At 74.4% G+C, this 25,272-nt stretch carries 26 protein-coding genes and 5 pseudogenes; 9 read left to right on the top strand and 22 right to left on the bottom strand.

Going from position 1 to position 25,272, the window contains the following annotated elements; genetic code table 11:
- Nucleotides 1-14: 14 nt before the first annotated feature.
- On the bottom strand, nt 15-197 hold the full coding sequence (locus tag Sdagh_RS18935; protein WP_189418199.1) for a hypothetical protein: 183 nt from the start codon (nt 195-197) through the stop codon (nt 15-17).
- Between the two features lie 198 nt (nt 198-395).
- Here Sdagh_RS18935 and Sdagh_RS18930 point away from each other — a divergent pair.
- From Sdagh_RS18930 to Sdagh_RS18920, 3 pseudogenes are all read left to right on the top strand, one after another.
- Nucleotides 396-809: pseudogene (locus Sdagh_RS18930) on the top strand (DUF2795 domain-containing protein).
- Nucleotides 806-1,186, top strand: a pseudogene (locus Sdagh_RS18925) (CBS domain-containing protein); the annotation flags it as partial. The pseudogenes Sdagh_RS18930 and Sdagh_RS18925, both read left to right, overlap by 4 nt.
- A 49-nt stretch (nt 1,187-1,235) precedes the next feature.
- A pseudogene (locus Sdagh_RS18920) lies at nt 1,236-1,768 on the top strand (type 1 glutamine amidotransferase domain-containing protein); the annotation flags it as partial.
- 77 nt (nt 1,769-1,845) lie between these two features.
- Here Sdagh_RS18920 and Sdagh_RS18915 read toward each other — a convergent pair.
- Nucleotides 1,846-2,103: a DUF6158 family protein gene (locus tag Sdagh_RS18915; protein WP_226535431.1), complete on the bottom strand. Its 258-nt coding sequence runs from the start codon at nt 2,101-2,103 to the stop codon at nt 1,846-1,848.
- Between the two features lie 87 nt (nt 2,104-2,190).
- Here Sdagh_RS18915 and Sdagh_RS18910 point away from each other — a divergent pair.
- A pseudogene (locus Sdagh_RS18910) lies at nt 2,191-3,316 on the top strand (baeRF2 domain-containing protein).
- 1 nt (nt 3,317) lies between these two features.
- On the opposite strand, the pseudogene Sdagh_RS18905 reads toward Sdagh_RS18910, so the two are convergent.
- Nucleotides 3,318-4,938 (bottom strand): annotated as a pseudogene (locus Sdagh_RS18905) (ABC-F family ATP-binding cassette domain-containing protein).
- An 88-nt stretch (nt 4,939-5,026) separates the two neighbouring features.
- Between Sdagh_RS18905 and Sdagh_RS18900 the strand changes: the two are divergent.
- The 3 genes from Sdagh_RS18900 to Sdagh_RS18890 all read left to right on the top strand — a co-directional run bounded on the left by Sdagh_RS18900 (nt 5,027) and on the right by Sdagh_RS18890 (nt 7,659).
- On the top strand, nt 5,027-6,520 hold the full coding sequence (locus Sdagh_RS18900) for a bifunctional phosphatase PAP2/diacylglycerol kinase family protein (RefSeq protein ID WP_189418181.1): 1,494 nt from the start codon (nt 5,027-5,029) through the stop codon (nt 6,518-6,520).
- 102 nt (nt 6,521-6,622) lie between these two features.
- Complete coding sequence (locus Sdagh_RS18895) at nt 6,623-7,444, top strand: methyltransferase domain-containing protein (RefSeq protein WP_189418550.1); 822 nt, start codon at nt 6,623-6,625, stop codon at nt 7,442-7,444.
- A gap of 44 nt (nt 7,445-7,488) precedes the next feature.
- On the top strand, nt 7,489-7,659 hold the full coding sequence (locus tag Sdagh_RS18890; protein WP_189418178.1) for a hydrophobic protein: 171 nt from the start codon (nt 7,489-7,491) through the stop codon (nt 7,657-7,659).
- Between the two features lie 44 nt (nt 7,660-7,703).
- Here the strand turns inward: Sdagh_RS18890 and Sdagh_RS18885 are convergent, their stop codons facing one another.
- The 12 genes from Sdagh_RS18885 to Sdagh_RS18830 all read right to left on the bottom strand — a co-directional run bounded on the left by Sdagh_RS18885 (nt 7,704) and on the right by Sdagh_RS18830 (nt 15,965).
- Nucleotides 7,704-8,015: a gas vesicle protein K gene (locus tag Sdagh_RS18885; RefSeq protein ID WP_189418176.1), complete on the bottom strand. Its 312-nt coding sequence runs from the start codon at nt 8,013-8,015 to the stop codon at nt 7,704-7,706.
- On the bottom strand, nt 7,990-8,172 hold the full coding sequence (locus tag Sdagh_RS18880; RefSeq protein ID WP_189418174.1) for a gas vesicle protein: 183 nt from the start codon (nt 8,170-8,172) through the stop codon (nt 7,990-7,992). The genes Sdagh_RS18885 and Sdagh_RS18880 overlap by 26 nt, the downstream gene beginning before the upstream one ends.
- The gene (locus Sdagh_RS18875; protein ID WP_189418172.1) at nt 8,169-8,951 is read right to left on the bottom strand and encodes a GvpL/GvpF family gas vesicle protein; all 783 of its coding nucleotides are present in this window, start codon (nt 8,949-8,951) and stop codon (nt 8,169-8,171) included. The genes Sdagh_RS18880 and Sdagh_RS18875 overlap by 4 nt, the downstream gene beginning before the upstream one ends.
- Nucleotides 8,948-9,307, bottom strand: coding sequence for a gas vesicle protein (locus Sdagh_RS18870; RefSeq protein ID WP_190010546.1), 360 nt, complete (start codon nt 9,305-9,307; stop codon nt 8,948-8,950). The genes Sdagh_RS18875 and Sdagh_RS18870 overlap by 4 nt, the downstream gene beginning before the upstream one ends.
- Nucleotides 9,304-10,539: an SRPBCC family protein gene (locus tag Sdagh_RS18865; RefSeq protein ID WP_190010547.1), complete on the bottom strand. Its 1,236-nt coding sequence runs from the start codon at nt 10,537-10,539 to the stop codon at nt 9,304-9,306. Before Sdagh_RS18865 ends, Sdagh_RS18870 begins: the two co-directional genes overlap by 4 nt.
- Entirely contained in the window at nt 10,536-11,195 is a 660-nt protein-coding gene (locus tag Sdagh_RS18860; protein ID WP_190077180.1) for a DNA primase, read from the bottom strand. Before Sdagh_RS18860 ends, Sdagh_RS18865 begins: the two co-directional genes overlap by 4 nt.
- On the bottom strand, nt 11,192-11,455 hold the full coding sequence (locus tag Sdagh_RS18855) for a gas vesicle protein GvpG (protein ID WP_189418163.1): 264 nt from the start codon (nt 11,453-11,455) through the stop codon (nt 11,192-11,194). Before Sdagh_RS18855 ends, Sdagh_RS18860 begins: the two co-directional genes overlap by 4 nt.
- A 5-nt stretch (nt 11,456-11,460) precedes the next feature.
- A complete protein-coding gene (locus Sdagh_RS18850; protein WP_189418161.1) occupies nt 11,461-12,231 on the bottom strand; it encodes a GvpL/GvpF family gas vesicle protein in 771 nt (256 codons plus the stop codon).
- Nucleotides 12,228-12,650 carry a gas vesicle structural protein GvpA gene (locus Sdagh_RS18845; RefSeq protein WP_189418159.1) on the bottom strand — a complete coding sequence of 141 codons (423 nt, stop codon included), beginning with the start codon at nt 12,648-12,650 and terminating at the stop codon, nt 12,228-12,230. The genes Sdagh_RS18850 and Sdagh_RS18845 overlap by 4 nt, the downstream gene beginning before the upstream one ends.
- A gap of 57 nt (nt 12,651-12,707) precedes the next feature.
- The gene (locus Sdagh_RS18840) at nt 12,708-13,088 is read right to left on the bottom strand and encodes a gas vesicle protein GvpO (protein WP_189418157.1); all 381 of its coding nucleotides are present in this window, start codon (nt 13,086-13,088) and stop codon (nt 12,708-12,710) included.
- A gap of 85 nt (nt 13,089-13,173) precedes the next feature.
- Nucleotides 13,174-14,112: a non-homologous end-joining DNA ligase gene (gene ligD, locus Sdagh_RS18835; RefSeq protein ID WP_190077181.1), complete on the bottom strand. Its 939-nt coding sequence runs from the start codon at nt 14,110-14,112 to the stop codon at nt 13,174-13,176.
- A complete protein-coding gene (locus tag Sdagh_RS18830) occupies nt 14,109-15,965 on the bottom strand; it encodes a transketolase (RefSeq protein ID WP_190077182.1) in 1,857 nt (618 codons plus the stop codon). The genes ligD and Sdagh_RS18830 overlap by 4 nt, the downstream gene beginning before the upstream one ends.
- 581 nt (nt 15,966-16,546) lie before the next feature.
- On the opposite strand from Sdagh_RS18830, the gene Sdagh_RS18825 reads away from it, so the two are divergent.
- The gene (locus Sdagh_RS18825) at nt 16,547-17,497 is read left to right on the top strand and encodes an LLM class F420-dependent oxidoreductase (protein WP_190077183.1); all 951 of its coding nucleotides are present in this window, start codon (nt 16,547-16,549) and stop codon (nt 17,495-17,497) included.
- Between the two features lie 13 nt (nt 17,498-17,510).
- Here the strand turns inward: Sdagh_RS18825 and Sdagh_RS18820 are convergent, their stop codons facing one another.
- The gene (locus Sdagh_RS18820) at nt 17,511-17,966 is read right to left on the bottom strand and encodes a phage holin family protein (protein ID WP_190077184.1); all 456 of its coding nucleotides are present in this window, start codon (nt 17,964-17,966) and stop codon (nt 17,511-17,513) included.
- A 69-nt stretch (nt 17,967-18,035) separates the two neighbouring features.
- Between Sdagh_RS18820 and Sdagh_RS18815 the strand changes: the two genes are divergently transcribed.
- Nucleotides 18,036-18,383 carry a VOC family protein gene (locus tag Sdagh_RS18815; protein ID WP_189418148.1) on the top strand — a complete coding sequence of 116 codons (348 nt, stop codon included), beginning with the start codon at nt 18,036-18,038 and terminating at the stop codon, nt 18,381-18,383.
- A gap of 13 nt (nt 18,384-18,396) precedes the next feature.
- Here Sdagh_RS18815 and Sdagh_RS18810 read toward each other — a convergent pair whose 3' ends face one another.
- From Sdagh_RS18810 to Sdagh_RS18785, 6 genes are all read right to left on the bottom strand, one after another.
- Nucleotides 18,397-18,957 (bottom strand): GNAT family N-acetyltransferase, encoded by a 561-nt coding sequence (locus Sdagh_RS18810; RefSeq protein WP_189418147.1) that lies wholly within the window; start codon nt 18,955-18,957, stop codon nt 18,397-18,399.
- A 44-nt stretch (nt 18,958-19,001) separates the two neighbouring features.
- A complete protein-coding gene (locus Sdagh_RS18805) occupies nt 19,002-19,925 on the bottom strand; it encodes a S66 peptidase family protein (RefSeq protein WP_189418146.1) in 924 nt (307 codons plus the stop codon).
- Nucleotides 19,922-21,886, bottom strand: a complete 1,965-nt coding sequence (locus Sdagh_RS18800) for a prolyl oligopeptidase family serine peptidase (RefSeq protein ID WP_189418145.1) — start codon at nt 21,884-21,886, stop codon at nt 19,922-19,924. The genes Sdagh_RS18805 and Sdagh_RS18800 overlap by 4 nt, the downstream gene beginning before the upstream one ends.
- A gap of 6 nt (nt 21,887-21,892) precedes the next feature.
- Nucleotides 21,893-23,197, bottom strand: a complete 1,305-nt coding sequence (locus Sdagh_RS18795; protein ID WP_189418144.1) for a M20/M25/M40 family metallo-hydrolase — start codon at nt 23,195-23,197, stop codon at nt 21,893-21,895.
- On the bottom strand, nt 23,190-24,023 hold the full coding sequence (locus tag Sdagh_RS18790) for a M55 family metallopeptidase (RefSeq protein WP_189418143.1): 834 nt from the start codon (nt 24,021-24,023) through the stop codon (nt 23,190-23,192). Before Sdagh_RS18790 ends, Sdagh_RS18795 begins: the two co-directional genes overlap by 8 nt.
- A 490-nt stretch (nt 24,024-24,513) precedes the next feature.
- Nucleotides 24,514-25,239, bottom strand: a complete 726-nt coding sequence (locus Sdagh_RS18785) for a class I SAM-dependent methyltransferase (RefSeq protein ID WP_189418141.1) — start codon at nt 25,237-25,239, stop codon at nt 24,514-24,516.
- Between the last annotated feature and the right edge of the window lie 33 nt (nt 25,240-25,272).

The following is a 25,272-nucleotide window of genomic DNA, read 5'->3' as shown; positions in this document are numbered from 1 at the left end:
CCCGCGCGCCCGCGTCACGCCGCCGTGGGAAGTTCCTCACCGGGCACGGGGACGGGGACGAGGTCGGGCGCGACGGGGGCGACGGGAGCGTCGGGTGCCGGTTCGGCGGCCGGCAGCAGGAGTTCCTCGTACCGCCCGAGCGCCAGGACCACGCCGAGCATGAGGACCGGGATGAGCACAGCGAGCAGCACCGCCATGGTCCTGCCGTCCTTCCGGAGGAGGGTGGGCGCGGGGGGGCAAGGAGCCGGGTTCCCGCTGCCCGGGGAGCAAACCGGCGGCACGCGGCCGGAGCGGAGCGGCCCGGGACGAAACGGGCCGGAACCGGCGGACGTAATCCGTGTCGCCCCGCGCTGGCCGGGTACGCGGTGGCCACCCTGAAGGATCTGGAGGGAGACATGCAGCGAGGCAGCGACCGGCTGAGCGCCCACGCGACGACGAGATGAAGCACAGAACTGCAGGGCCTGCTGCGGTCCGGACACCCCCCCGCACCGAGGAGTGGCACGACCCCGAGCCGATCGCCGAGGACGACCCGGAGGTGGGCGGTACGGCCCGGTGACGCCGAGCCGCGCGCCGTCCTCGGGCTGGAGTCCGCTCCGGCTGGAGCTGGCCCGGAACCTGACCCGCGGGGCCTTCCCCGCCGGTCCCCGGGAACTGGCCCGGGGGCTGCGGCGCGGCCACGCGCCCGACGCCCTGGTCGAGGCGGGTCGAGGGGACTGCCGCACGAGGCGCACTACACCACCGTCCAGGAGCTGGCCGAAGGCCCTCACCGGGCCGCCCGGCTCCGCCGGGGCGTGACCGCCGCGCCATGACCGGGCGGACGGGCACGTACGTGAAGGACGTGATGACCCCGGGCGTGGTCGCCGTACGGCCGGACGCCTCGCTGGCCGAGGCGGCGCGGCTGATGCGGGACCAGGGCATCGGCGATGTCGTGGTGGCCGACGGGCAGCGCGTGGTCGGGGTGCTCACCGACCGGGACATCACGGTGCGGGCGGTGGCCGAGGGCATCGACCCGCTCACGGTGGGGCGCCGGCGCCGTGTGCTCCCGCGACCCGCTGGTTGGTCGCCCCGGACCTGCCGGCCGCGGACGCGCTCTCGCTGATGCGGGAGCGGGCGGTGAGCCGGCTGCCGGTCGTGGAGGCAGGGCCTGCCGGTCGGCCTGGTGAGCCTCGGCGACCTGATGCGGGCCGGGGCCGGAGATGTGACACAGAACAAGAACGAAAGGACGAGGAACCCGCATGCGTATCGCGTTTCTGACCGCGCCCGAGGGCGTGGAGCAGGTCGAGCTGACCGAGCCGTGGCAGGCGGCGAAGGACGCCGGGCACGAGCCGGTGCTGGTGTCGACGCAGTCCGGCGAGATCCAGGCCTTCAACCACCTGGACAAGGCGGACACCTTCCCCGTGGACGAGGTGACCGGCGAGACCTCCGCCGACTCCTTCGGCGGTCTGGTGCTGCCCGGCGGCGTGGCCAACCCGGACTTCCTGCGCATGGACGAGCGGGCGGTCGCCTTCGTGAAGGACTTCTTCACCCAGGGGCGACCGGTCGCGGCGATCTGCCACGCCCCGTGGACGCTGGTCGAGGCGGACGTCCTGCGCGGCCGGACGCTGACCTCCTGGCCGAGCCTGCGCACGGACATCCGCAACGCGGGCGGCACCTGGGTGGACGAGCAGGTCAAGGTCTGCGACGGCGGGCCCAGCACGCTGGTCACCAGCCGCAAGCCGGCGACCTGAAGGCGTTCTGCGAGACCTTCCTGGCGGAGTTCGCCAAGGCCCGGCGGCTGAGCCAGGACCGGCCCGGAACCGGGAGGGCGGTGCGCGGACCCGCGTGGTCCGGGCACCGCCCCTCCCGTCACGTGGCGGGTGTTCCGGGCGTGGCCGCCTCCCCGCCCACCCGCTCCCGGGCGCCCTCGCGGGTGCGGCCCGCGGCGACCGGGCGGCGCGGGTTGCGGCGCAGCCATTCGCCCTCCAGCTGCGCCATCCGCTCGTTGTGGGCCCGCAGCGCGTCGTCCGAGCCGTGGAGCAGGGTGTCGTGGCGCGTGCGGTGGATGGTCTCCAGCTCCTTCATGAGCTGCTGGTCGTCCAGGCGGCCCGGGTCCACTCCGGTCATGGCGCCGTCCCGCGTGTCGTGTTCGTTCATGCGGTCCGGGTACCCGCCCGTGAACCACCACCCCCGAGCGGTATCCGGGAGGTACTCATGGATCTCGCCTTTCTGCACCCCCTCTACGAACGCCAGGGCCCCTGGGCCTCCGTGTACGTCGATCTGTCCCGGCACGCCGAGGACACCGCGCACGCCCGTGGGCTGACGGCCGCCGAGGTCGACCGGGAACTGGAGCGGCAGGGCGCCGACGAGGCGACCCGCCGGGCCGTGCGGGAGGGCATGGAGAGCCTGCGGCACGCCACCGACCCGCACGGACGGGCGCTGTTCGCGCACGGCGGCCAGGTCGTCCTGGACACCCCGCTGGCCCGCCCCCCCGCGGGCCGGCACCACCGCGCACTGGGCGCCGCTGCCGCGGGTGTCGCCGCTGCTGGAACTGGCCGGCGAGGACGCGGTGTGCGTGGTGGCGTACATCGACCGCAAGGGCGCCGACTTCGAGCTGCGCTCCGCGCTGGGCGAGGCGGACGCGGGCGGGGTGACCGGCCGGCAGTGGCCGGTGCACCGCACCAGCTCCGCCGACTGGTCCGAGCGGCACTTCCAGCTCCGGGTGGAGAACACCTGGGAGCACAACGCCGCGGAGATCGCCGACGCGCTCGCCGTGTGCCAGGAGGAGACCGGCGCCGACCTGCTGATCCTGGTCGGGGACGGCCGCGAGTGCCGCGCCGTGCACGAGCGGATGCCGGCCCGGCTGAAGGACCGGGTCGTGCAGGCCGCGCACGGCACCGGCAGCCGGCTCCTCGACGAGGAGGTGCGGCGGCTGCGCGAGGAGCACGTCACGGCGCGCGCCCAGCGGGACCTGGACCGGTTCCTGTCCGCCCGCGCCCCGGACGGCGAGGGCCGGGCCGCCGCGGCGGAGGGCGTGCCGGCGCTGGTGGAGGCCGCGCGGGAGCACCGTATCGACGAACTGCTGGTCATCCCGGACGGGCCGGACACCCACCGCGAGGTGTGGATCGGTGAGGACGCCGACCAGCTCGCGGTGCGGCGCACCGAGCTGAAGACGCTCGGCGAGCAGAACTCCTGGGCCGCCCGCGCCGACGACGCGCTGCTGCGCTCGGCCGTGATGACCGGCGCCCCGGCGATCTCGGTGCTGCCGGCGCTGCCGGACACGGAGGACCGCCAGGACACGCCGGTCGGCGGCCTCGGCGCGCTGCTGCGCTGGAGGTGAGTCAGCGCGCCCGCTCGACGCGGCGCTCGTCCCAGACCGGCTCCGGTGTCTCCCGGACCCGGCCGTCGCTGCCGAAGACCAGGTAGCGGTCGAAGGAGCGGGCGAACCAGCGGTCGTGGGTGACCGCGAGGACCGTGCCGTCGAAGGATTCCAGGCCCTCCTGGAGCGCCTCGGCGGACTCCAGGTCGAGGTTGTCGGTGGGCTCGTCCAGGAGCAGGGCGGTGGACGCCCCGCACCTCCAGCAGGAGGATCTGGAACCGGGCCTGCTGGCCGCCGGAGAGCCGGTCGAAGGTCTGCTCGGCCTGGCCGGTCAGCTCGTAGCGGCGCAGCCGGGACATGGCGGCGCCCCGGTCCTGGGCGTGCTCCTCCCAGAGGATGTCCAGGAGGGTCCGGCCGAGCAGTTCGGGGTGGGCGTGGGTCTGCGCGAAGTGCCCGGCGACGACCCGCGCCCCGAGCTTGACGTGCCCGGTGTGCGGCACGTCCTCGCCGGCCAGCAGGCGCAGGAAGTGGGACTTGCCGGAGCCGTTGGAGCCGAGGACGGCGACCCGTTCGCCGTAGAAGACCTCCAGGTCGAAGGGTTTCATCAGGCCGGTCAGTTCCAGCTTTTCGCAGGTGACGGCGCGTACGCCGGTACGGCCGCCCTTGAGGCGCATCGTGATGTCCTGCTCACGCGGCGGCTCGGGCGGCGGTCCGGCCTCCTCGAACTTGCGCAGCCGGGTCTGCGCGGCGTGGTAGCGGGAGGCCATCTCGTGGCTGACCGAGGCGGCCTGCCGCAGGTTGACGACCAGCCTCTTCAGCTGGGCGTGCTTCTCGTCCCAGCGGCGGCGCAGTTCCTCGAAGCGGGCGAAGCGCTCGCGGCGGGCGTCGTGGTACGTGGCGAAGGAGCCGCCGTGCACCCAGGCGTCGGCGCCGGCCGGGCCCGGCTCCAGGGAGACGATCCGCTCGGCGGCGCGGGCCAGCAGCTCCCGGTCGTGGGAGACGAACAGGACGGTCTTGCGGGTCTCCGCGAGCCGCTGCTCCAGCCAGCGCTTGCCGGGGACGTCGAGGTAGTTGTCCGGCTCGTCCAGCAAGAGCACCTGGTCGGTGCCACGCAGCAGCGCCTCCAGGACGAGGCGTTTCTGCTCGCCGCCGGAGAGGGTGCTCGCCCGCCGCCACTGCGCCTTCTCGTACGGCACGCCCAGCGCGGCGGTGGTGCACATGTCCCACAGCGTCTCCGCCTCGTAGCCGCGCGCCTCCGCCCAGTCGGAGAGGGCCTGCGCGTACCGCATCTGCGCGGCCTCGTCGTCGACGGTCATGACGGCGTGCTCGGCGGCGTCGACCGCGCGGGCGGCGTCCCGGATGCGCGGCGGGGCGACGGAGACGAGCAGGTCGCGGACGGTCGTGTCGTCCCGTACGGAGCCGACGAACTGGCGCATCACGCCGAGTCCGCCGCTGACGGTGACGGTGCCCTCGTGCGGCTTCAGCTCGCCGGAGAGCAGCCGCAGCAGAGTGGTCTTGCCCGCGCCGTTGGGGCCGACGAGGGCGACGACGGCGCCCTCCCCCACCCGGAAGGAGACGTCGCCGAGGAGCGTCCTCCCGTCGGGCAGGTGGTACTCCAGGTGCGCTGCTTCGAGGTGGCCCATGGGGGTGATTGTCCCTGGTGCAGCCCCCGGTCGGGCAACCGCATTTCCGGGGCGGCAGGAAAGGCCGCCCGAAGGGTAGGCGGGAGGCATGAGCCCCGACGTAGACCTCACCGTCCCGCTGCCCGGACCGCATCCGCTGCGCAAGGGTTTCCTGGATCTCGACCACCGGCTGTTCGCGGCGGTCGCCGCCCGGCACTGGCCCGGCGGCGACCGGGTGCTGCCCCGGCTCAGCCGCAGCGCCAACCACGGGGCGCTCTGGTTCGCCGCCGCCGCGGCGGTGGCCGCGTCCCGCACGCCCCGGGCCCGGCGGGCCGCCGTCCGCGGCATCGCCTCGCTGGGCGTGGCCTCGCTCACCATCAACACCGTCGGCAAGCGCTCGGTGCGCCGCGCCCGGCCGGTCCTGGACCCGGTACCGCTGGTGCGGCAGCTGAAACGGCAGCCGATCACGACCTCGTTCCCGTCCGGGCACGCCGCCTCGGCCGCCGCCTTCGCCACCGGCGTGGCGCTGGAGTCCCCCGCGTGGGGCGCGGCCGTGGCGCCGGTGGCCGCGGCGGTCGCCCTCTCCCGGGTCTACACCGGCGTCCACTTCCCGAGCGACGTGCTGGCCGGGGCGGCACTCGGCGCGGGGGCGGCGTTCGCGGTCAGAGGTCTGGTGCCCACCCGGGCCCAGCTCACACCGCCGGCCCGGCCGGTAGCCCAGGTGCCCGCGCTGTCCGGCGGCGAGGGCCTGGTGATGGTCGCCAACCTGGGCTCGGGCACCTCGGAGCGGGTGCGGGCGCTGTGCGACGCGCTGCCGCTGGCCGAGGTGATCGAGGCGGAGCCGGCCGAGGTCCCCGCCGAGCTGGAGAAGGCCGCCGGCCGCGCCCGGGTGCTCGGCGTGTGCGGCGGCGACGGCACGGTGAACGCGGCGGCCGGGGTCGCCCTGCGGCACGGGCTGCCGCTGGCGGTGCTGCCCGGCGGCACCCTCAACCACTTCGCCTACGACCTGGGTGTCGAGGACGTCCGGGCGCTGTCCCGGGCGCTGGAGCAGGGCGAGGGCGTGCGGGTGGACGTGGGCCGGTTCACCTCGGGCGGGCTGAGCGGCATCTTCCTCAACACCTTCAGCCTGGGGGTGTACCCGGAGCTGGTGCGGGAGCGGGAGCGCTGGTCGCACCGGATCGGCGGCTGGCCGGCCGGGCTGCTGGCGGCGGTGCGGGTGCTGCGCGCCGACCGGCATCCGCTCCGCGCCGAGGTGGGGGGCCGTACCCGGCCGCTGTGGATGCTGTTCGCGGGCAACGGCACCTACCACCGCATGGGGCTGGCGCCGGGCCGGCGGCTCGACCTGGCGGACGGGCGGCTCGACGTCCGGGTGGTGCACGGCGGCAGCCGGCCCGCGCTGCGGCTGCTGTCGGCGGCCTTCGCCGGACCGCTGACCCGCTCCCCCGCGCACGCGGCGGTGCAGGTGCCGAGGCTGCGGCTGAAGGGCGTCGCGCCGGGCACGCTGCTCGCCTACGACGGCGAGGTCACCGAGACCGAGGGTGATGTGACGGTGGAGAAGCTCCCCGAGGCGCTGACGGTGTACCGCCCGCTGCCTGGTGACTGATGGCCCGTCATACCACATAGAGAGACTCATGTCTCATGATGCGGGCGACGGGCGTACGGTGAGCCGGTCGGACGCCGTCGGGCGTCGCAGAGGGGATCGATGATGCCGAGGCCGCAGGAGACCGCCGTCTATCCGCACGGACACCACGAGTCCGTGCTCCGCTCGCACACCTGGCGGACCGCCGCCAACTCCGCCGGGTACCTGCTCGGTTCGCTGAAGCCGCACATGCGCGTCCTCGACGTCGGCTGCGGTCCGGGCACCATCACCGCCGACCTCGCGGCCCTGGTCCCGGACGGCCGTGTCACCGGGGTCGACCGCGCCCCGGAGATCCTGGACACCGCGCGCGCGACGGCCGCCGGGCGGGGTCTGGCCAACGTCGACTTCGCGGTGGCGGACGTGCACGCCCTGGACTTCCCCGACGACACCTTCTGCGTGGTCCACGCCCACCAGGTGCTCCAGCACGTCGGCGACCCGGTGGCGGCGCTGCGCGAAATGAAGCGGGTCACCAGGCCCGCCGGGTTCGTCGCGGTGCGGGACGCCGACTACGGCGCCATGACCTGGTACCCGGCGTCGGCCGGCCTGGACGCCTGGCTGGAGCTGTACCGGCGGGTGGCGCGGGCGAGCGGCGGTGAGCCGGACGCGGGGCGCCGGCTGAAGGCGTGGGCGCTGGCGGCGGGCTTCACCGACATCAGCGCCACCTCCAGCACCTGGACGTTCACCACCGCCGAGGAGCGGGCCTGGTGGAGCGGTCTGTGGGCGGACCGCACGGTGGCGTCCTCCTACGCGGAGCTGGCCACCGGCGGCGGCCACGCGAGCGAGGACGAGCTGGCGGCCGCGGCGACGGCCTGGCGGGACTGGGGGAAGCGGCCCGAGGGGTGGTTCGGTGTACTGCACGGAGAAATTCTGTGCAGAAAGGAAGCCTGATCCGATAAATCCGGGACACCAGTACGTCAGGAGGTAACGACATCATGGTTCCGCTTCTGCTCGTACTGCTTCTCGCGCTTATCCTTTTCGGCGCCGGATTCGCCTTGAAGGTGCTCTGGTGGGTCGCCCTGGTCGTGCTGGTCCTGTGGCTGCTGGGATTCCTGGTCCGCGGGACGACGGCCGGAGGCGGCAGGGGTCGCTGGTACCGGTGGTGACCGGCGGCCACAGAAGAAGATGAAGGGCTGCTGCCCCGGGAGGCTCACTCCCGGGGCAGCAGCGGTCCCAGCGGCCCGAGGTCCAGATTGAGGTCCTCGGGCCGCAGTCCGTACCGCTCCCGCAGCTCGGTCATGCGGTCGTCGAGCAGCATCAGGGTGAGCCCGATGCGCTCCTCCTGGTCCTCGGAGAGGTCGCCCTGGTCGAAGCGGCGCAGCGCCTGGCGCTCCATGAGCTGGCGCAACAGCTCGACCACGGTCAGCACCAGCTTGACCAGGTCGCGCTCGACGGTGTCCGGCTCGAACTCGATCCGGCCGTGCCGCTCGCTCACGTCAGTCCTCCCAGGGCGACGGAACATCGGCGTTGACCGAGCTGATCAACGCGTTCAGGTCGATGCGGACCAGGTCCACGTCGGCGATGCGCAGGGTGATGTCGCCGGTGAGGACGACCCCGCCGGCCAGCAGCCGGTCGAGCAGGTCGACCAGGGCGATCTCCCGGCGTTCCACGACGGTCATGCGGCACCCTCCTCGGGATTTTCCCCGGCGAAGGAATAGGCGGCCCATGGCCCGGTGAGTTCGACGCGAATTCCCGGGACGTCGTCCTTGGTGCGGTCGACGAGTTCCACGAATTCCTCGGAAAGGTCCCGCCGCACCAGATAGGCGGCGTTGAGCACATTGCGTCCGGTGGCGCCGGAGAGGGCGGGATTCTGCGGGGCGTGCAGCCGGGCGTCGTCGGCGCGGTCGGCCAGCGTCCCGTGGAGCCGGCCGGCGAACTCCTCGGCCCGCTGCCACAGTTCCTCGCCCGCGCGGGTCCGCGCGCGCCGCCGCAGCAGGTACTCACGGCCCGAGGCGGGCTTCCCGGCCGGCTCCCGCCCGCCCCGCCCGTCCTGCCCCGCGGACTCCTCCACGTACACCTTGACGCCCCACTCCACCCGGCCGTCCAGCCGGTCGAGGGTGCGCAGGAAGTCTCCCTCGCGTTCCTCCATCATCACGCGGACGCCGCTGTCGTCCCGGAAGACCGTGGCCATCCGGAGCGGCAGCGGCGTGGTGACGGCGGTGAGCGCGTCGATCACCTGCTGGTGGGCGCGGGCGGTCGCCGCCAGCCAGTCCAGGTCCTCCAGGCGTTCCTTGAGCGACTCCTCGGTGAAGTCGGCCTCGGGGACATGGCTGACGACGGCGACCAGCCCGCGGTGGCGCAGTGTTCGCGGCGGATCGCCCGCCACCCCGGTGAGCTGCGACTGCAGGGCCGCGCCGAAGGGACGGCAGACGGCGTAGACGTACCGCAGTCCGGTCATGGCGACTCGTCCTCCCTCCGGGCGCGGCCCGCACCCCGCTCCAGCGGGGTGCGGGCCGATTCCAGCTCTGCCAGCCGCTCGCGCAGCTCCCGGTTCTCCCGGGCGAGTTCCTTGTGCTTGGCGTTCGAGGAGAGCGCGGGGTCGCTCTCCCACCAGTCGATGCCCATTTCTTTCGCCTTGTCGACGGAGGCGACGATGAGCCGCAGCTTGATGGTGAGCAGCTCGATGTCGAGCAGGTTGATGCGGATGTCGCCGGCGATGACGACGCCCTTGTCCAGCACCCGCTCCAGGATGTCGGCGAGGTTGGCGCCCTGCCCCTGGCCGAAGGGTTCGGGCATACGGCTGGCAGTCGTCATCGACGGCCCCCGTGCTCGGCGTACTCGTCGTCCTCCGCACGGTACGCGTCGTCCCCGTCGCCCTTGCCCTCGGCCACCTCGTCCTCGTCCTCGGCCTCGGTGTCGTACTCGTCCTCGGGCACGTCCTCTTCGTACGCGTCCTCGGGCTCGTCCTCGGGCTCCTCCTCCGCCTCGGCCCCGGTCTCCTCGTCGTACTCCTCCCGGGGCTCCTCCTCGTAGCCGTCCTCCTCCGCTTCCTCCTCGTCGTAGACCTCCGCGTCGGCGTCCTCGGTCCCGTCGTCCTCCTGCCGGTCGTCCTCCTGCTCCCGGCCGTCCGGCTCGGCGTCCGTGTCCGTCTCCGACTCCGCGGCCTCTTCCTCCGCGACCGCGTCCTCGTGGCTGCGGACGACCTCACCGTCGCGGATCTCCCCGCGCCAGCCGTCGTCCGCCTCGCCCTTGAGGGTGATGAAACGGACGTAGTTCTTGAGGTCGAGCCGCAGCCGGCGGCCCTGGGCGCGCCAGATGTTGCCGGTCTTCTCGAACAGGCCCTTGGGGTAGTACTCGACGACCACGATGACCCGGGTCAGGCTCGGCGCCAGCTCGTGGAAGGAGACGACGCCCTTGGTGGTGCCCTTGGCGCCCTCCGAGGTCCAGGAGATCCGGTCGTCCGGCACCTGTTCGGTGGTCTTCGCCTTCCAGCTGCGGTTGGACCAGAAGACCTTCAGCTGCCAGTCGGAGCTGGTGTCGTCGGCGCGGTTCGCGCTCTTGACGCCCTTGGCGAAGGTGCTGAAGTCCTGGTACTGCGTCCACTGGTCGTAGGCGGTGCGCAAGGGCACGCCGACGTCGGCGTACTCGATGATGACGGTCGGCTTCTGGCCCGAGCCGCCCTTGCGCCGCCCCTTGCCGCCACCGAGGTTCTTGAAGGCGCCGACCACGTTGTCCTTCAGCCGGCCGGCGCCCAGTTCCACCGCGGTGCGCATCGGGCCCTTGCCCTCGGCGATCTTGCGGCCGCCCTCCAGGGCGAGCTTGGCGAAGCCGGGGCTGTTGCCGTCGGCGATGTCGTTCAGCTTGACCGTGGTCTCGCCGAGCTTGCGGCCGACGCCGACCAGCATGCGCTGGGCCTGGGCGGCGAGGTACTGCTGCACCTCTTCCTTGAGCCGGTCGGCGGCCTCGCTGCGGGCCACGTCGGCGAGCGGGTTGTGCTTGGCCGCGCCACCCGCCTTGGAGGCCGCCGAACCCAGGGTGTCGCTCATCGCTCACCGCCTCCCTTCGGCGATCCGCCGCGGGCCGTCCGCCGGGCCGCCTGCGTCGTCTTCTCCGCCGTCTTGCGGGCGGGCGCCGCCTTCTTGCCGGCGGTCTTCTTCGCGGCGGTCTTCCTGGCGGCCGTCTTCCCTGCCGCGCCCTCGCCGGCCGGGGCCTTCTTCGCCGGCGCCTTCTTCGCCGTACGGGCGCGGCGCGGGGCGGCGTCCCGCTCGGGCTCGTCCCGGTCGTCCCGGTCGTCGTCCGCGTCGTCGGACGCGTCCTCGTCGTACCCGTCGCGGTCGTCCCGGTCGTCCCGGTCGTCCTCGCCGGTGCCCGGCACCCGGGAGGCGGCCCCCGAGAGCTGGTCGCGGACCTGGGAGGTCCGGTCCTGCAGCCGGCTGGCGAGACCGTCGAGCTGCCGCTCGACCATGGCTCCCGTGGCCGCCTTGCCCACTCCGCGCAGGTCCTGCCGGAGCTGGTCGCCTATCTCCTTGAACTGCGGGTTGTTCTGCAGCTGGGTGGAGACCAGGTCGGCGATGCCGCGCGGGGTGAGGTTCATCCGCTTGCCGGCCACCGCCGTCCCCACGGCGATCGCCAGTTTCAGTTTCTTGGTGCGGCCCAGGAAATAGCCGGCCCCTACCGCTAGGCCGAGTCCCACTCGATTCATGGTGTCGTCCCGTTGCCCGTTCCCGCGCTGTGGCGCGAAGCTTCCTCAAGCCGGTCCAGGAGGGCGTCCTCCTGGACGTCGAACTCCTCCTCCGTGATCTCGCCGGCCTCCAACCGCTCCTCCAGCCGGGACAGTTCGGCCCGTACGGTGGCCGGGTCGTAGTAGATCCGCTCGGCCTCCTGGAGTACCTGTCTGACGGCCCAGGCGCTGCCGCGCACCGGGGCGAACGGCAGCAGCAGCACCTCTGAGATCAGGCCCATTTCCCTCACTCCGCTCCGGTGTCGGCCCCGCCGCCCGCCGCGGTGCCCGCGGGCTCGGCGGGGCCGGGCTCCACGAAGCTGTACGGCGGCAGCGGGCCGTTGATCCGCACCTCCAGGTGCGGCAGGTCCCGGCGGGCGCGTTCCACGGCCGCCAGGAAGGTCTCGGCCTGTTCCCGGTCGACCAGGAACGACACGTTGGCCAGCCAGCCGGTGGACTCGGGGCCGACGCTGACCGCGTCCGCCTCCGGTTCCAGGAGCCGCTGGAGGGCCGCGGCGTCCTCGGCCTCCCGGGCCTGGACGGCCGCGGCGACCATCTCGCCGAGCTGGATCTTGCTCTCGTAGCTTCCGCCGCCCTGCTGCCGGTTGGACTCGGCCAGCGCGCGGATCTCCGCGTTCTCGGCCATCACGTGGTGGAGGACGGCCTCCTCCACGTGGTTGGCCTTGATGTTGTACTCGACCCGGTTGTCCAGGGCGCGCAGCCGCTCCTTGTAGTGGTCGGCGCGCTCGGCGAGGACCCCGGTGACCGCCTTGTCGTCGGGGGCGACGCTGCCGAACCGCATGGGCAGCACGCAGCCGGCCGTGCCCGCCTCGGCGAGGACGTTCTGGTGGGCGAGCAGGTCCTTGCGCTTGGGGCGCAGGTTCTCCGGGGCGTCGCTGACGACGACCGCGAGGTCGCCCTCGGTCAGCACCCGCACCGGCAGCTCGCCGACGCCGGTGAGGCCGTCCGGGAGCGCGGCGGGCGCGCTCGCGGTGATGCCGTAGACGTACGTGCTCACTCCTGCTCCTCCTTACGGCGCGAGGACGTCGACCTGCGGGCGCGCGGCCGGGACTCCGGCTCGCCCTCGCGGGCCTGCTTGAAGGCGTCGGAGATGGTCTCGGCGGCGCCGGACAGCGCGCCCTTGGACTTGCCGCGGGCGCCGGACTCGGTCATCGTGCCGACCAGGTCGGGCAGGCCCGGGTCCTTGCGCGGCCCCGACTCCAGGTCGAGGCGGTTGCACGCCTCGGCGAAGCGCAGGTAGGTGTCGACGCTGGCGACGACCACGCGCACGTCGATCTTGAGGATCTCGATGCCGACCAGCGACACGCGAACGAACGCGTCGATGACGAGACCCCTGTCAAGGACAAGCTCAAGCACGTCGTAGAGGCCGCTGCTGCCGCCTCCGCCGCCGGTCTGCTGTGCCGGTACGACACTCATGCCGGGTGATCCCTCCTTGTGTCTGCGGGTGTGTGGATAGGGGTCCGGGCGGGCCGCTCAGCGGCCCCCGGACCGGCGTCCGTCGGAGCGTCCGCGCTCGTAGCGGCGGACCCGGCGGTAGCCGGTGAGCATTCCCTCGGAGTCCAGCTCCACCTGGTAGCTCGCCATCAGGCTCATGGTGTCCGGCACCCGTTCCAGTTCGAGCACCTCGACCTCCAAGGCCCAGCCGTCCTCCGTCTGCTCGAAGGACGAGACGGACTCGGCGGTCATGCCGGTCAACTCCGCGAGCTGGGCGCGCGCTTCGCGCAGCACCTCCATCGGGCGGGGCCGGCGTGACTCCTGGGAAGAATGCGACTCCTGGGACTTCTGGGTTTTCTGTGAACTCTGTGAACTTTCTTGCTCGGGTTGCGAATCGGACGTGTTCTTCGTGTTCGACATGGCCACCTCCCCCTCCGTGTGGCCGCAAGCGTGTTCGCCAAACCTCCACGAGCACATCCGTCTGTTTCCCGCAACCCGGAGCAGGTCAGACGGGCCGCCCGGAGAGCGCCGCCAGCCGGCGCCGGGCCGGACCCAGGGCCCGGGGGCGGCTCAGGAGGCCCTCCCACGGATCGGTGCGGGCCTGCTCGACGGCGTCCGCGACGGTCCAGCGGCGGGCGTGCAGGGCGGGGTCGTCGAGCTGTTCCCAGGCGAACGGGGCGGCGACGGGGGCGCCGGGCGCGGCGCGCACGGTCCAGGGCGCGACGGCGGTCTGCGCGTAGCCGTTGCGCTGCACGTCGAGGTAGAGCCGGTCCCCCCGGTCCTTCTTGCGGGCGGCGGTGGTGAACCGGCCGGGGTGGGCGGCGGCGAGGGTCCCGGCGACGTGGTGGGCGAAGTCCCGCACCTCGTCGAAGTCCGGCCCCCGGCGCAGCGGCACGACGACGTGCAGGCCCCGGGAGCCGGTGGTCATCGGCGCCGACGGCAGCCGCAGGGAGTCCAGCAGCTCGCCCAGGAGCCGGGCGGCCTCGCGGACGGTCTCGAAGTCGTCGGTGCCCGGGTCGAGGTCGAAGACCATCCGGTCGGGCCGGTCCGGCCGGTCGGCGCGGGAGAGCCAGCGGTGCAGGGTGAGCGCGGCCTGGTCGACGAGGTACAGCAGGGTGGCGGTGTCGTCGCAGACCGTGTGGCGGACCGTGCCGCCCTCCTTGGGCAGCTCGACGCGGCGCACCCAGTCCGGGTAGTGGTCCGGCGTGTTCTTCTGCATGAACGCCCCGGAGCCGTCGATGCCGTCCGGCCGGCGTTCCAGCATCAGCGGGCGGCCCCGCAGCTGCGGCAGCAGGTGCGGGGCGACGCACCGGTAGTAGTCGACCAGGTCGCCCTTGGTGAGCCGGGGCTGCCCCTCCCGCGCCGGGAAGAGGACCTTGTCCGGCCGGTGCACCTCGACGGTGCGCCGGCCGGCCCGCACGGTGCGTGCGGCGCCCGGGCTCACGGCACCATCGCCTGCTCCACCAGCAGCCGGCCGGTGGCCGCGATCGCCTCGGCGTCGATGCCGGCCGCGTGCAGTTGCTCGTCCGGGGCGGCCGAGCCCGGCATGGTGCGCACCGCGAGCCGGACCAGCCGGGGCACGGGCGAGCCGTCGGCGAAGGCATCCGCGACGGCGTCGCCGAGGCCGCCCTCGGGGTGGTGGTCCTCGACGGTGACCAGGCAGCCGGTCTCCTCGGCGGCGCGGCGCAGGGTGTCCCGGTCGACGGGCTTGACCGAGTACAGGTCGATCACCCGGACCGCGATGCCCTCCGCGGCCAGGGCGTCGGCGGCGGCCAGCGCCTCCGGCACGGTGACACCCGCCGCGACGAGGGTGAGCCGGTCGTCGGCGCCGGCGGTGCGCAGCACCTTGCTGCCTCCGACCGGGAACTCCTCGTCGGGGCCGTAGATCACCTCGCTGCCGCCGCGGGAGGTGCGCAGATAGCGGATGCCCTCCAGGCCGGCCGCCCCGGCGACCAGGCGCGCGGTCTGGTTCGCGTCGCACGGGTAGAGGACGGTCGAGCCGTGCACGGCCCGCATCATCGCGAGGTCCTCCAGGCCCATCTGGCTGGGTCCGTCCTGACCGATGGCGCTGCCCGCGTGGGAGCCGTTGAGGACGATCCCGGAGCCGCTGACGGCGGCCATCCGGATGAAGTCGTGGGCGCGGGTGAGGAACGCGGCGAAGGTGGAGGCGTACGGCAGCCTGCCGCGCGCCGCCATGCCGACGGCGGTGGCGACGAGCTGCTGCTCGGCGATGTAGCACTCGAAGTACCGGTCGGGGTGCTCCTCGGCGAAGAGTCCCGCGCGGGTGGAGTCGCCCACCTCGCCGTCGAGGACGACGACGTCCTCGCGGGCGGTGCCGAGCGCGGTCAGCGCCTGTCCGAAGGCGTCGCGGGTGGCCGCCTTCTCGCCCTTCTCCCAGCGCGGCAGCTCCAGCGGCCGGCCACCGTCCGCGGGCGGTGCCTGCGCGGACCGCGTGACCGGTTCCTGCACGTGGACGGTGAGGCGGCGCGGCCCGCCCAGTTCGGCGACGGCCTCGTCGGCGTCCTTGACCGGCTTGCCGTGCAGCCCTTCCAGGTCCTCGGTGGCGGTGACGCCCTTGCCCTTGAGCGTGCGGGCGATGATCGCGGTGGGCTGGCCCCGGGTGGAGAGCGCCTCGCCGTAGGCGCGGTCGACGGCGTCCACGTCGTGGCCGTCGATCTCGATGGTGTGCCAGTCGAAGGCCCGGAAGCGGCGCGCGTAGGCGTCGAGGTCGTGCCCGTGCCGGGTGGGGCCGCGCTGGCCGAGCCGGTTGACGTCGACGACGACGGTCAGGTTGTCGAGCCGCTCGTACCCGGCGTGCTCGGCCGCCTCCCAGACCGACCCCTCGGCCAGCTCGCTGTCCCCGCACATCACCCACACGCGGTAGCCGGTGCGGTCCAGGCGGGCGCCGGCCAGGGCGATGCCGACGCCGACGGGCAGTCCCTGGCCGAGCGAGCCGGTGGCGGTCTCCACCCAGGGCAGCCGCCGCGGCGTGGGGTGGCCCTCCAGGCGGCTGCCCAGCTTGCGGAAGGTGCGCAGCTCCTCGTCGTCGAGGACGCCGGCCGCCTTGTAGGCCGCGTAGAGGAGGGGGGAGGCGTGTCCCTTGGAGAGGACGAAGCGGTCGTTGCCGGGGTGGGCGGGGCGCTCGAAGTCGTAGCGGAGGTGGTGGGCCAGGAGTACGGCCATCAGGTCGGCTGCGGACATCGAGGACGTGGGGTGTCCCGACCCGGCCGCGTCGGCGGCCCGGATGCTGTCGACACGCAACTGCTGTCCCAGTTCGACGAGTTCCTCGGTGTTCATGTGTCTCCTTCCGCGGGGTCGTCGGGATGGTCGGGGCCGTCGGTACGCCGGACGGGGCCGGGAGCGACGCCGGGACCGGAGGCGACGCCGGGACCGGGCGGGGGCCGGCCCGGCGGGGGCTCGACGGCACGGCCGGACCGCGCGCCGCCGGGCCGCGCCTCGCCGGAGCGGCGTACGGCGGCTCCTCCGCCCTGCTTCCGCGCGCGCTCCCCGGCATGACTCTTCGGGGGCTCTCCGCCGAGGTTCTCCGCGGGCTCCCCACCGGGGTGGCTCTTCGCGGGCTCCCCGCCCGGCCGGACCCGCGCGGGCTCCGTGCCCGGCCGGGCCCTGGCGGGCTCGGCCGCCGGCCCGCCCGTCTCCTCCGTTCCGGTCACCGCGTGCCCCTCACTGGTCGGCCCCCTCGCGGCACCCGGCCCCCGCTCCCCGTGGTCCGCCCCGGGCCGTCGTCTGCGCATGGCGCCTTTCGCGTCCCCCTGACCAGGGCACCCAAACGTGTCCGCACCAGGCTCGGCGCCGGTTTCCGGCCCCGCGGGCGGGTACCCGGCGCCGGATCGGACACCCCGCCCCCGAAAGGCCCGCCCATGCCCGAGTACGGCTACTTCCTCTCCTGCGAGCAGTACGGTCCGGCCGAGCTGATCGAACAGGCCCGGATGGCCGAGCAGGCCGGTTTCCGGGCGCTGTGGATCTCCGACCACTACCACCCCTGGAACGACGCCCAGGGCCAGAGCCCGTTCGTGTGGTCGGTGATCGGCGCCCTGTCCGAGGCGGTGTCGCTGCCGATCGAGACGGCGGTGACCTGCCCGACCGTGCGGATGCACCCGGCGGTGGTGGCGCAGGCCGCGGCGACCAGCGCGGTGCTGACCGGGGGCCGGTTCCGGCTCGGGGTGGGCACCGGCGAGGCGCTCAACGAGCACATCGTCGGAGGTCCCTGGCCGCCCGCGCACATCCGGCTGGAGATGCTGGAGGAGGCGGTCCAGGTGATGCGCCGGCTGTTCTCGGGCGAGGAGGTCAACCACCACGGCACGCACTACACGGTCGAGAACGCCCGCCTGTACACGGTGCCGGACGAGCCGGTCCCGATCGACGTCTCCGGTTTCGGCCCCGCGGCCACCCGGCTCGCCTCCCGCGTCGGCGACGGCTACATCACGATGATGCCGGACGCGTCCATGGTGGAGCGGTACCGCGAGGGCGGCGGTGCCGGGAAGCCGGTCAGCGGCGGTACGAAGGTCTGCTACGACACCGACGCGGACGCGGCGGTCAGGACGGCGCACCGGCTGTGGGCCAATGAGCTGCTCCCCGGCGAACTGGGCCAGGTGCTGCCCTCGCCCAAGCACTTCGAGCAGGCGCAGACGCTGGTCACCGAGGACATGGTCCGCGCGAACCGGGTGTGCGGCGCCGACGCGGACGCGCACGTCACCGAGCTGGCGAAGTTCGCGGACGCCGGGTTCGACCGGGTCTACGTCAACCAGATCGGCCCCGACGTCCGCGGTTTCTTCGACTTCTACCGCACCGAGGTGCTGCCGCGGTTGTGAGCGCGGCCCGCCGTCACCGGTCCCGCGTCATGCCGGGACCGGTGCCGGTGTCGTCGCGGCGCGTCCCGGGCGCGGTGCGCGGCACCGGCGGGACCCGCGTGCCGAGCCCGGCGGGGCCCGTACCGTCCTGCGGGCGCGCCTCGCCGCCGGCCGCGCGCACCGGGGCGGCCCCGGGCCCGGACGGCTTCGCCGCGCGGCGCAGCGCGAACGCGGTGACGGCGAGCAGCACGGCCGTGATCAGCGCCGCCGCCCAGCCGGGCAGCCCGACGGCCAGCGCCAGCCCCACGGCGAGCGCCACGGCCGCGCCCGCGTAGAGCGCGGCTGCGCCGGACGCCGCGTACAGCGCGGCCCTGCGGCGCTGCTTGCGGGTCTGTTCGCGCAGTTCCTCACGGATGGTCTCGCGGGCCACCTGGGCCAGTTCGTCGACCAGGTGCTTGTCCAGATGCTCCAGATGCTCCAAGCGGTCCATGCCGTCCGGGTACCCCCGGCCGGGCGGTCCATGGGCGGACCACCGTCCGCGCCAACTAGGCTTTTCCGCATGGAGATTCTCGGCGCCACGCTGCGCATCTACGTCGACGACCTGGACAAGGCGATCCCCTTCTACGAGGGACTGGCCGGCGGGCGGGCCCTGCGGTTCGAACGCGGCGGCGTCCAGGTGGCGGCGGTCGGCTGCTTCCTGCTGATGAGCGGGCCGGAGGCGCAGCTGGAGGTGTTGCGCAAGGTGGTCGCCACGATCGCCGTGACGGATGTGGAGGAGACGGCTCGGGTCGTCCGCGAGCTGGGCGGCGAGGTCATCGCCGGTCCCGTCCCGACGCCCGCGGGCCGCAATCTGATCGCCCGTCACCCGGACGGCGCGGTGTACGAGTACGCCGACCGCCGGGCCTGAGCACCGGCCGGCGTCACCCGGAGGTCACCGTCTCCGCGGTGATCGCCCACCGCTCGTGGTCCCGCCAGTCCCCGTCGACGTAGAGCATCTTCGGGGAGAAGCCCTCCAGCCGGAAGCCGCAGGCGCGGGCCAGGGCGATCGAGGCGGCGTTGCCCGGCTGGACGTTGATCTCCAGCCGGTGCAGCCGCAGCGGTCCGAAGGCGTACCGCACGACGAGGCCGAGGCCCTCGCGCATCAGCCCCCGGCCCGCCGCGTGCGCGAAGGCGCCGTAGCCGAGGGCGCCGCTGAGGAAGCCGCCCTCGACGATGTTGTTGATGTTGATGAACCCGGCGAGGGCCCCGGCCGCGGGGCCGTCCTTCTCGCACACCAGGAACCCGGCCTTGGTGGGGTCCTCGATCAGCCGGCCCACGTACCGGGCGTACGCCGGGGCGCTGTCCGGCGGGAAGAGCCACGGATGGTGCAGGTCCTTGCTCTCCCGGGCCCGGGCGGTGAACTCCGGCCCGTCCTCCGGGGTGAAGTGCCGGATGCCCACGCGGGGGCCCTCGGCGAGGTAGCGGGGTGCGGGGTGCGGCATGCGGTCACCTTACGCCGCGGCCGGCGCGGCGCCTCCCGTGGCGGTCAGCGCAGCGCCGGTTCGTCCAGGGTCAGCGTCCCGGCGTCCGCGTCGAGTTCGGCGCTCACGCCGAAGGGGACGGTCAGGGCGCCCGCGCAGTGCCCGAAGCCGAACTCCTCGGCGACGGGCACGCCGAGGCCGCCGAGCCGGTCGGCGAGGAGCGCGCGGACCCGGTCCGGGGTCCCGCAGTCCTCCCAGGAGCCGAGCAGCACGCCGCGCACGCCGTCCAGCCAGCCGGCCCGCAGGAGCTGGGTGAGGCAGCGGTCCAGGCGGTACGTCTCCTCCCCCACGTCCTCCAGGCACAGCAGCCCGCCGCGCGCGCCGGGCCGGGCGTGCGGGGTGCCCAGGTCGGCGGCGAGCAGGGAGAGGCAGCCGCCGAGGGTGACGCCCCGGGCCCGGCCCGGGACCAGCGCCGCGCCGCCGGAGGTGAGCGTGCGGACCGTCTCCGGCGCGAACAGGGTGGCCTTCAGATGCTCCTGGGCGCGGGCGTTCTTCAGGAAGTCGACGCCGGCCGCCATCGGCCCGTGCAGGGTGACCAGGCCGAGCCGGACGGCGAACGCCTCGTGCAGCGCGGTGATGTCGCTGAAGCCGACGAGGACCTTGGGGCCGGCGGCGCGCAGCGCGTCCCAGTCGAGCAGGTCCACCACGCGCTGGGCGCCGTAGCCGCCGCGGGCGCACAGGACCGCGTCGACGGCCGGGTCGCACCAGGCCGCCTGGAGGTCGGCGGCCCGGTCGGCGTCGGTGCCGGCGAGGTAGCCGAAGGTGCCGTGCCGGTCCAGGGCGTGCGCCGCGACCACCGGGTCGAGGTCCCAGCCGCGCAGCACGTCGAGGCCCGCCTGCAACCGCTCCTCGGGGACGGGGCCGCTGGGCGCGACGACGGCCACCCGGGCGCCGGGGGCGAGGCGTCGGGGCCGGGTCAGGTCGTTCACTCGGTCAGCTCCAGGGTGGGGACGCCGGGCGTGTCGAGTCCGAACACCTGGGCGTACAGGGAGAGTTCGGCCTCCAGGGCGCGCACCATGGTCTCCGCCCGGCGGAAGCCGTGCCCCTCGCCCTCGAAGGCCAGGTAGGCGTGCGGGACCCGGCGGCCCGCCATCCGGGCGAGGAACCGTTCGCACTGCGCGGGCGGGCAGATCACGTCGTCCAGGCCCTGGAGCAGCAGGAACGGCGCGGTGATCCGGTCGGCGTGCTCGGCGGGCGAGCGTTCCGCGTACCGGGCGGGGACCTCGTCGTAGGGGCCGATCAGGGAGTCCAGGTACCGGGACTCGAAGTCGTGGGTCTCCCCGGCGCCCCAGCCGGTGAGGTCGAGGACGGGGTAGAGGACCGTGCCGCAGGCGTACACGTCGGTGCCGGCGAGGGAGGCGGCGGCGGTCCAGCCGCCCGCGCTGCCGCCGCGCACCGCGAGCCGGGCGCGGTCGGCGGTGCCCTCGTCGGCGAGGGCGAGGGCGACGGCCGCGCAGTCCTCGACGTCGACCACGCCCCACTGCCCGCGCAGCCGCTCGCGGTAGGCGCGGCCGTGGCCGGTGGAGCCGCCGTAGTCGACCTCGGCGACGCCGATGCCCCGGGAGGTGAAGTAGGCGATCTCCAGGTCGAGGACGAGCGGGGACCGGCTGGTGGGTCCGCCGTGCGCCCGGATGACGTACGGGGGCAGTTCGCCGGCGGGGGCGGCGCAGTCCGGGTGGTGCGGCGGGTAGACGTGCGCGTGGATGTCCCGTCCGTCCGGTCCGGTGAAGGTGCGGATCTGCGGCTCGGGGTAGTAGGCGGGGTCGACGGCGTCGTCGTGGGCGGCGCCGATCACCCGGGCCCGGCCGGTGCGGGTGTCCAGCTCGACCACCTCGTGGGCGCTGCGCGGGCTGGCGCCGACGGCGGCGATCCGCTCCCCGTAGGCGGCGATCCCGGCGGCGAACTCGGTCCACGGGCCGGCCGCGTCGACGACCTCGCCGGTCTCGGGGTCGAGGACGCCGAGAGCGCCGGCGCCGCGGCCGTGCACGACGGCGACCAGGCCGTTGTCCAGCGGGGCGAACCAGCGCAGGCCCAGCTTCCACAGCGGCCCGCCGAACTCCTCCTCGCGGGGGCAGAGCGGCCGGCCGTCCCGGTACAGGTTCCACCAGCCGGTGCGGTCGGAGACGTGCAGCAGCCGGCCGTCGCGGTCCCAGTCGGCCTGCGCGATCGACTCCTCGGGGCCGCCCGCGACCGTGCGGGGCGGTCCGAACACGCCGTCGTCGCCGACTTCGGCGACCAGCAGCTCGGTGCCGTCCCAGGGCATCCGCGGGTGGTCCCAGGCCAGCCAGGCCGCGCGCCGGCCGTCCGGGGCGAGCCGGGGACCCGTGACGAACCGGTGCCGCTCGCCGGTGAGTTCGCGCACCGCGCCCCGGTCCCCGGCCGCCGAGCCGTCCAGCGGTACGGCCGCCAGGACCCGGCGTACGTCGGTGGGTCCCCCGCCGGTGAACTCCTCCAGGACGCACCAGACCTCGCCGCGCGCGGGCAGCGGCTGCGGCTCGGCCCAGCGCAGGCCGCCGCCGACCGCCGAGACCGGCGTGAGCGGGACGGGTTCGCCGCCCGGCCGCCAGCGGTACAGCCGCTGGTCGGCGAAGTGCACGAACACCACCAGCGGCCCGTCCCCGTCGACGGTCGCCGCCCAGGGCCGGCCGCCGTACTCGATGACCCGGCTGCGCACGTTCCACGGCGCGGGCAGCAGGGCCTCCTCACCGCCGTCCGCGCGCCGCCGCACCAGGGTGCGCCGGCCGCCCTCGGCGGGCCGGGGCGCGGTCCACCACACCTCGTCACCGACGAAGGCCACGTCGTCGGGCCGCCCGTCGTGCGCGGCGGCGAGCGCCGCGTCGATCGGCGAGGGCCACGCTCCGTACGCCAGGGTCCGCACTGTCTCCCCCATCCGCCGTCAGGCCGTCCGCAGGAACCGGTCGAGCACCCGCACCCCGAAGTGCAGGGCGTCCACGGGGACCCGTTCGTCCACCCCGTGGAAGAGGGCCTGGTAGTCGTAGCCCTCGGGCAGCCGCAGCGGGGTGAAGCCGTAGCCGGTGATCCCCAGCCGCGAGAACTGCTTGGCGTCCGTGCCGCCCGACATGCAGTACGGCACCACGTGGCCCTCCGGCGCGAACGCCTCGACGGCGGCCCGCATCCGCGCGTACGTCGGCGAGTCGAGGGGTGCCTGGAGCGCGACCTCGCGGTGGTCGAACTCCCAGTCGACGTCCGGGCCGGTGAGCCGGTCCAGGGTGGTCCGGAATTCCTCCTCACCGCCCGGCAGAAAGCGTCCGTCGATGTACGCGGTCGCCTCGCCGGGGATGACGTTGAGCTTGTATCCGGCGTCCAGCATGGTCGGATTGGCGCTGTTGCGGACGGTCGCCTCCACCAGCCTGGCGGCGGGTCCGAGTTTCTCCAGGAGGGCGTCGACGTCGTCGAGGTCGGGGTCGATGCCGTAGAGCGCGGCGAGTGCGGTGAGGGCGGCGCGGACGGTGGGGGTCGGGCGCGGCGGCCAGGTGTGTTCCCCGATGCGGGTGACGGCGGCGGCGAGCCGGGTGACCGCGTTCTCCCGGTTGACCTTGGAGCCGTGGCCCGCCCGGCCGCGCGCGGTGAGCTTCAGCCAGCCGGTGCCCCGCTCGCCCGCCGCGATCGGGTAGAGCTGCCGGCCGGTGCCGTCGTGGAAGGTGAACGCCCCGGACTCGCTGATCCCCTCGGTGCAGCCCTCGAACAGCCCGGGGTGCCGGTCGGCGAGGAACCCGGAGCCGTCCTCGGCGCTGGCCTCCTCGTCGGCGGTGAAGGCGATCACCACGTCCCGCCGGGGCCGGACGCCCTGGCGGGCCCAGCCGCGGACGACGGCGAGGATCATCGCGTCCATGTTCTTCATGTCGACCGCGCCGCGCCCCCAGACGACACCGTCGCGGACCTCCCCGGAGAAGGGGTGCACGCTCCAGTCGGCGGCCTCGGCGGGGACGACGTCGAGGTGACCGTGGAGCAGCAGGGCGTCCGCCGACGGGTCGGTGCCCGGCACCCGTGCCACCACGTTGGTGCGGCCCTCGGTGCGCTCCAGCAGGACCGGTTCGAGACCGGCCTCGGCGAGGCGGGCGGCGGCGTACTCGGCGGCGGGGCGCTCCCGGCAGTCGCCGCCGCCCCGGTTGGTGGTGTCGATGCGGATCAGCTCGGAGGTGAAGCGGACGACCTCGTCGAGTGCCTGTCCGTCAGCCATAGGTCTCCTCCACGGCGGCCGAGGCGATCGTGGTGACCGCCTTGAAGGTCCTGATGCCCTCGTACATGGTGCCGGAGGTGTACGCCACCTTCCGCTCCCCGGTGCGCTCGACGCCGGGCACCACGGTCGAGGCCGCCGCCAGGTGCTCGGCGTCGAACTCGACGGCGACGGTGAACGGACCGCCGGGCACCGGTTCGTACCGCACCGCCAGCGCCGCCGCCTCCTTGGCCGCGGCCCGGATCCCGGCGGCGGTCCGGGCGGGCGTGCGGCACACGGCCGCGTACCGCGAGACGTGGTCCTTGACGGCGACCTTCAGCGCCTCGGGCGCGTAGCCGAGGGCGTCCTCGCAGGCCACGTCGTCACCGGTGACCAGCACCACGGGGACGCCGTACTCGGCGACGACGTGGGCGTTGAGCAGGCCCTCGCTGGCCCGTACGCCGTTCAGCCAGACGCCGGTGATCTGGTTGGCGAGGTAGGTGTGGGCGAGGACGCCCTCCGTGCCGGCGCCCGCGTGGTAGCCGACGAAGGCGACGCCGTCCACGTCGCCGTACTGGACGCCCTCCACCATGGAGAGGGCCTTGTGCCGTCCGGTGAGCATCTGGGCGCGCTCGTCCAGGTCTTCGAGGAGCAGGTTGCGCATGGTCCAGTGCGCCTCGTTGACCAGGACCTCGTCGGCGCCGCCGTCGTAGAAGCCCCGTACGGCGGCGTCGACGTCCGAGGTGAACATCGACCGGCACCGCTCCCACTGCGGCGTCCCCGGCAGCACGTCGGCCGGCCAGGTCACGCCGGTGGCGCCCTCCATGTCGGCGCTGATCAGGATCTTCATGGTCCGTCACGTTACGCGCCGCGGGAGGAACCGACCAGCGAGCGCGGACACCCGCCTGGACCCCGCGCGGGCGTTCGGGGGCCGGTGGCGCTCGGGCGCGGTGGACGCGGTCCACCAGGAGGCCGACGACCAGCGGGGTGCGCGGGCCGGAGCCGAGGAGGACCCCGTCCTCCAGGGCGACGACGCGGCGGTCGGCGCCGGCCGCACCCGCTCCGGCGACCGCACCCGGGGCGTGAGGGTCCCGGTGAGCGTCACCGGCCAGGGCCCGGTGGACACCGGCCCCGCCCCGGCCCGAGCGCCACCACCACCCCCGGCAGCGGCGGCACGGCACCCCCGGCCGGCGGCAGCCTCGCGTCCACCGGCGTCACCGTGCCGGGGACCGCCGCGCTCGCGGTCGCCGGCCGGGTCCTGTACCGCCGCGCCCGCCCCGCGGCGGCTGCCCCCCGGTCCGGTCCGCCGCCGGGAGCGCGGCCGGCGGACCGGCCGTACGTCAGCCCGCCGGCCCGACGACCAGCCAGATCGACGGCAGCTCGATCCGGGTGCCGTCGGGCCGGTACTCCGTGGTGACGAGCGGCAGTTCCCCCTGCCGGAGCACCTCCAGACCGGCCGCCCGCACATGGTCCGGCACCGCGTCGTCCACGAGGGTGCCGGGCGCCATGCCGTGCCGCAGGACCGGCTCCAGCTTCGGCGGCGGCCCCCCGGGGTCCTCGGCGAGACCGGCCAGGACCGGCACCGCCGCCTCGGCCGGCTCGACCAGGAAGGCCCGGCCCCGCCTGCCGAGCAGCGCGGCGAGCGCGTCGGCCACCTGCTGCCGGTCGTCGGGCGCCGTCTGGTGCAGGACGCCCCGCAGGTAGACGTTGGCGTCCCCGAGTTCGGCGTGCAGGCTCTGCACCTCGCCCTTGTCGGTGATGTCCAGTTGCCGGTAGGCGGCCCGCCCGGCGGGGTCGGCGCGGCGGGCCCGGTCGAGCGCGGCGGCGGACAGGTCGGCGCCGACGACCCGGGCGAACCGGTAGGCGAGGTAGCGGGTCTGGGTGCCGTTGCCGCAGCCGAGGTCCACCATCGGCAGGCCGGGGTCGGTCAGGTGCGGTTCGAAGAGGGCCAGATGACGGCCGGCGGTCAGCGCCGGTTCCGCGTCCCAGAACACCGCGTGCGGCGCTTCGGGGGCCTCCCGCCAGAACCCCTCCCAGGCGTCCCGGTACTGTCTCGTCACGCTCATGCCCGACCCCCCAGGGTGCGACGGTCCGGCCCG

This window comes from Streptomyces daghestanicus, assembly GCF_020521275.1.
Taxonomy (GTDB): domain Bacteria; phylum Actinomycetota; class Actinomycetes; order Streptomycetales; family Streptomycetaceae; genus Streptomyces; species Streptomyces griseoviridis.
The sequence above is the reverse complement of the archived record's forward strand: the minus strand, read 5'-3'. Positions and strand labels throughout refer to the sequence as shown.

Coding starts and splice junctions, on each gene's coding strand:
- Sdagh_RS18815 (WP_189418148.1), top strand. CDS start 18,036: ATGGAGATTCTCGGCGCCACGCTGCGCATCTACGTCGACGACCTGGAC.
- Sdagh_RS18875 (WP_189418172.1), bottom strand. CDS start 8,951: ATGACCGGACTGCGGTACGTCTACGCCGTCTGCCGTCCCTTCGGCGCG.
- Sdagh_RS18860 (WP_190077180.1), bottom strand. CDS start 11,195: ATGAATCGAGTGGGACTCGGCCTAGCGGTAGGGGCCGGCTATTTCCTG.
- Sdagh_RS18915 (WP_226535431.1), bottom strand. CDS start 2,103: ATGACCGGAGTGGACCCGGGCCGCCTGGACGACCAGCAGCTCATGAAG.
- Sdagh_RS18865 (WP_190010547.1), bottom strand. CDS start 10,539: ATGAGCGACACCCTGGGTTCGGCGGCCTCCAAGGCGGGTGGCGCGGCC.
- Sdagh_RS18790 (WP_189418143.1), bottom strand. CDS start 24,023: ATGAAGATCCTGATCAGCGCCGACATGGAGGGCGCCACCGGCGTGACC.
- Sdagh_RS18885 (WP_189418176.1), bottom strand. CDS start 8,015: ATGTTCCGTCGCCCTGGGAGGACTGACGTGAGCGAGCGGCACGGCCGG.
- Sdagh_RS18830 (WP_190077182.1), bottom strand. CDS start 15,965: ATGAACACCGAGGAACTCGTCGAACTGGGACAGCAGTTGCGTGTCGAC.
- Sdagh_RS18935 (WP_189418199.1), bottom strand. CDS start 197: ATGGCGGTGCTGCTCGCTGTGCTCATCCCGGTCCTCATGCTCGGCGTG.
- Sdagh_RS18870 (WP_190010546.1), bottom strand. CDS start 9,307: ATGACGACTGCCAGCCGTATGCCCGAACCCTTCGGCCAGGGGCAGGGC.
- Sdagh_RS18895 (WP_189418550.1), top strand. CDS start 6,623: ATGCCGAGGCCGCAGGAGACCGCCGTCTATCCGCACGGACACCACGAG.
- Sdagh_RS18855 (WP_189418163.1), bottom strand. CDS start 11,455: ATGGGCCTGATCTCAGAGGTGCTGCTGCTGCCGTTCGCCCCGGTGCGC.
- Sdagh_RS18825 (WP_190077183.1), top strand. CDS start 16,547: ATGCCCGAGTACGGCTACTTCCTCTCCTGCGAGCAGTACGGTCCGGCC.
- Sdagh_RS18785 (WP_189418141.1), bottom strand. CDS start 25,239: ATGAGCGTGACGAGACAGTACCGGGACGCCTGGGAGGGGTTCTGGCGG.
- Sdagh_RS18840 (WP_189418157.1), bottom strand. CDS start 13,088: ATGTCGAACACGAAGAACACGTCCGATTCGCAACCCGAGCAAGAAAGT.
- Sdagh_RS18845 (WP_189418159.1), bottom strand. CDS start 12,650: ATGAGTGTCGTACCGGCACAGCAGACCGGCGGCGGAGGCGGCAGCAGC.
- Sdagh_RS18890 (WP_189418178.1), top strand. CDS start 7,489: ATGGTTCCGCTTCTGCTCGTACTGCTTCTCGCGCTTATCCTTTTCGGC.
- Sdagh_RS18795 (WP_189418144.1), bottom strand. CDS start 23,197: ATGGCTGACGGACAGGCACTCGACGAGGTCGTCCGCTTCACCTCCGAG.
- Sdagh_RS18820 (WP_190077184.1), bottom strand. CDS start 17,966: ATGGACCGCTTGGAGCATCTGGAGCATCTGGACAAGCACCTGGTCGAC.
- Sdagh_RS18800 (WP_189418145.1), bottom strand. CDS start 21,886: ATGGGGGAGACAGTGCGGACCCTGGCGTACGGAGCGTGGCCCTCGCCG.
- Sdagh_RS18810 (WP_189418147.1), bottom strand. CDS start 18,957: ATGCCGCACCCCGCACCCCGCTACCTCGCCGAGGGCCCCCGCGTGGGC.
- Sdagh_RS18880 (WP_189418174.1), bottom strand. CDS start 8,172: ATGACCGTCGTGGAACGCCGGGAGATCGCCCTGGTCGACCTGCTCGAC.
- Sdagh_RS18900 (WP_189418181.1), top strand. CDS start 5,027: ATGAGCCCCGACGTAGACCTCACCGTCCCGCTGCCCGGACCGCATCCG.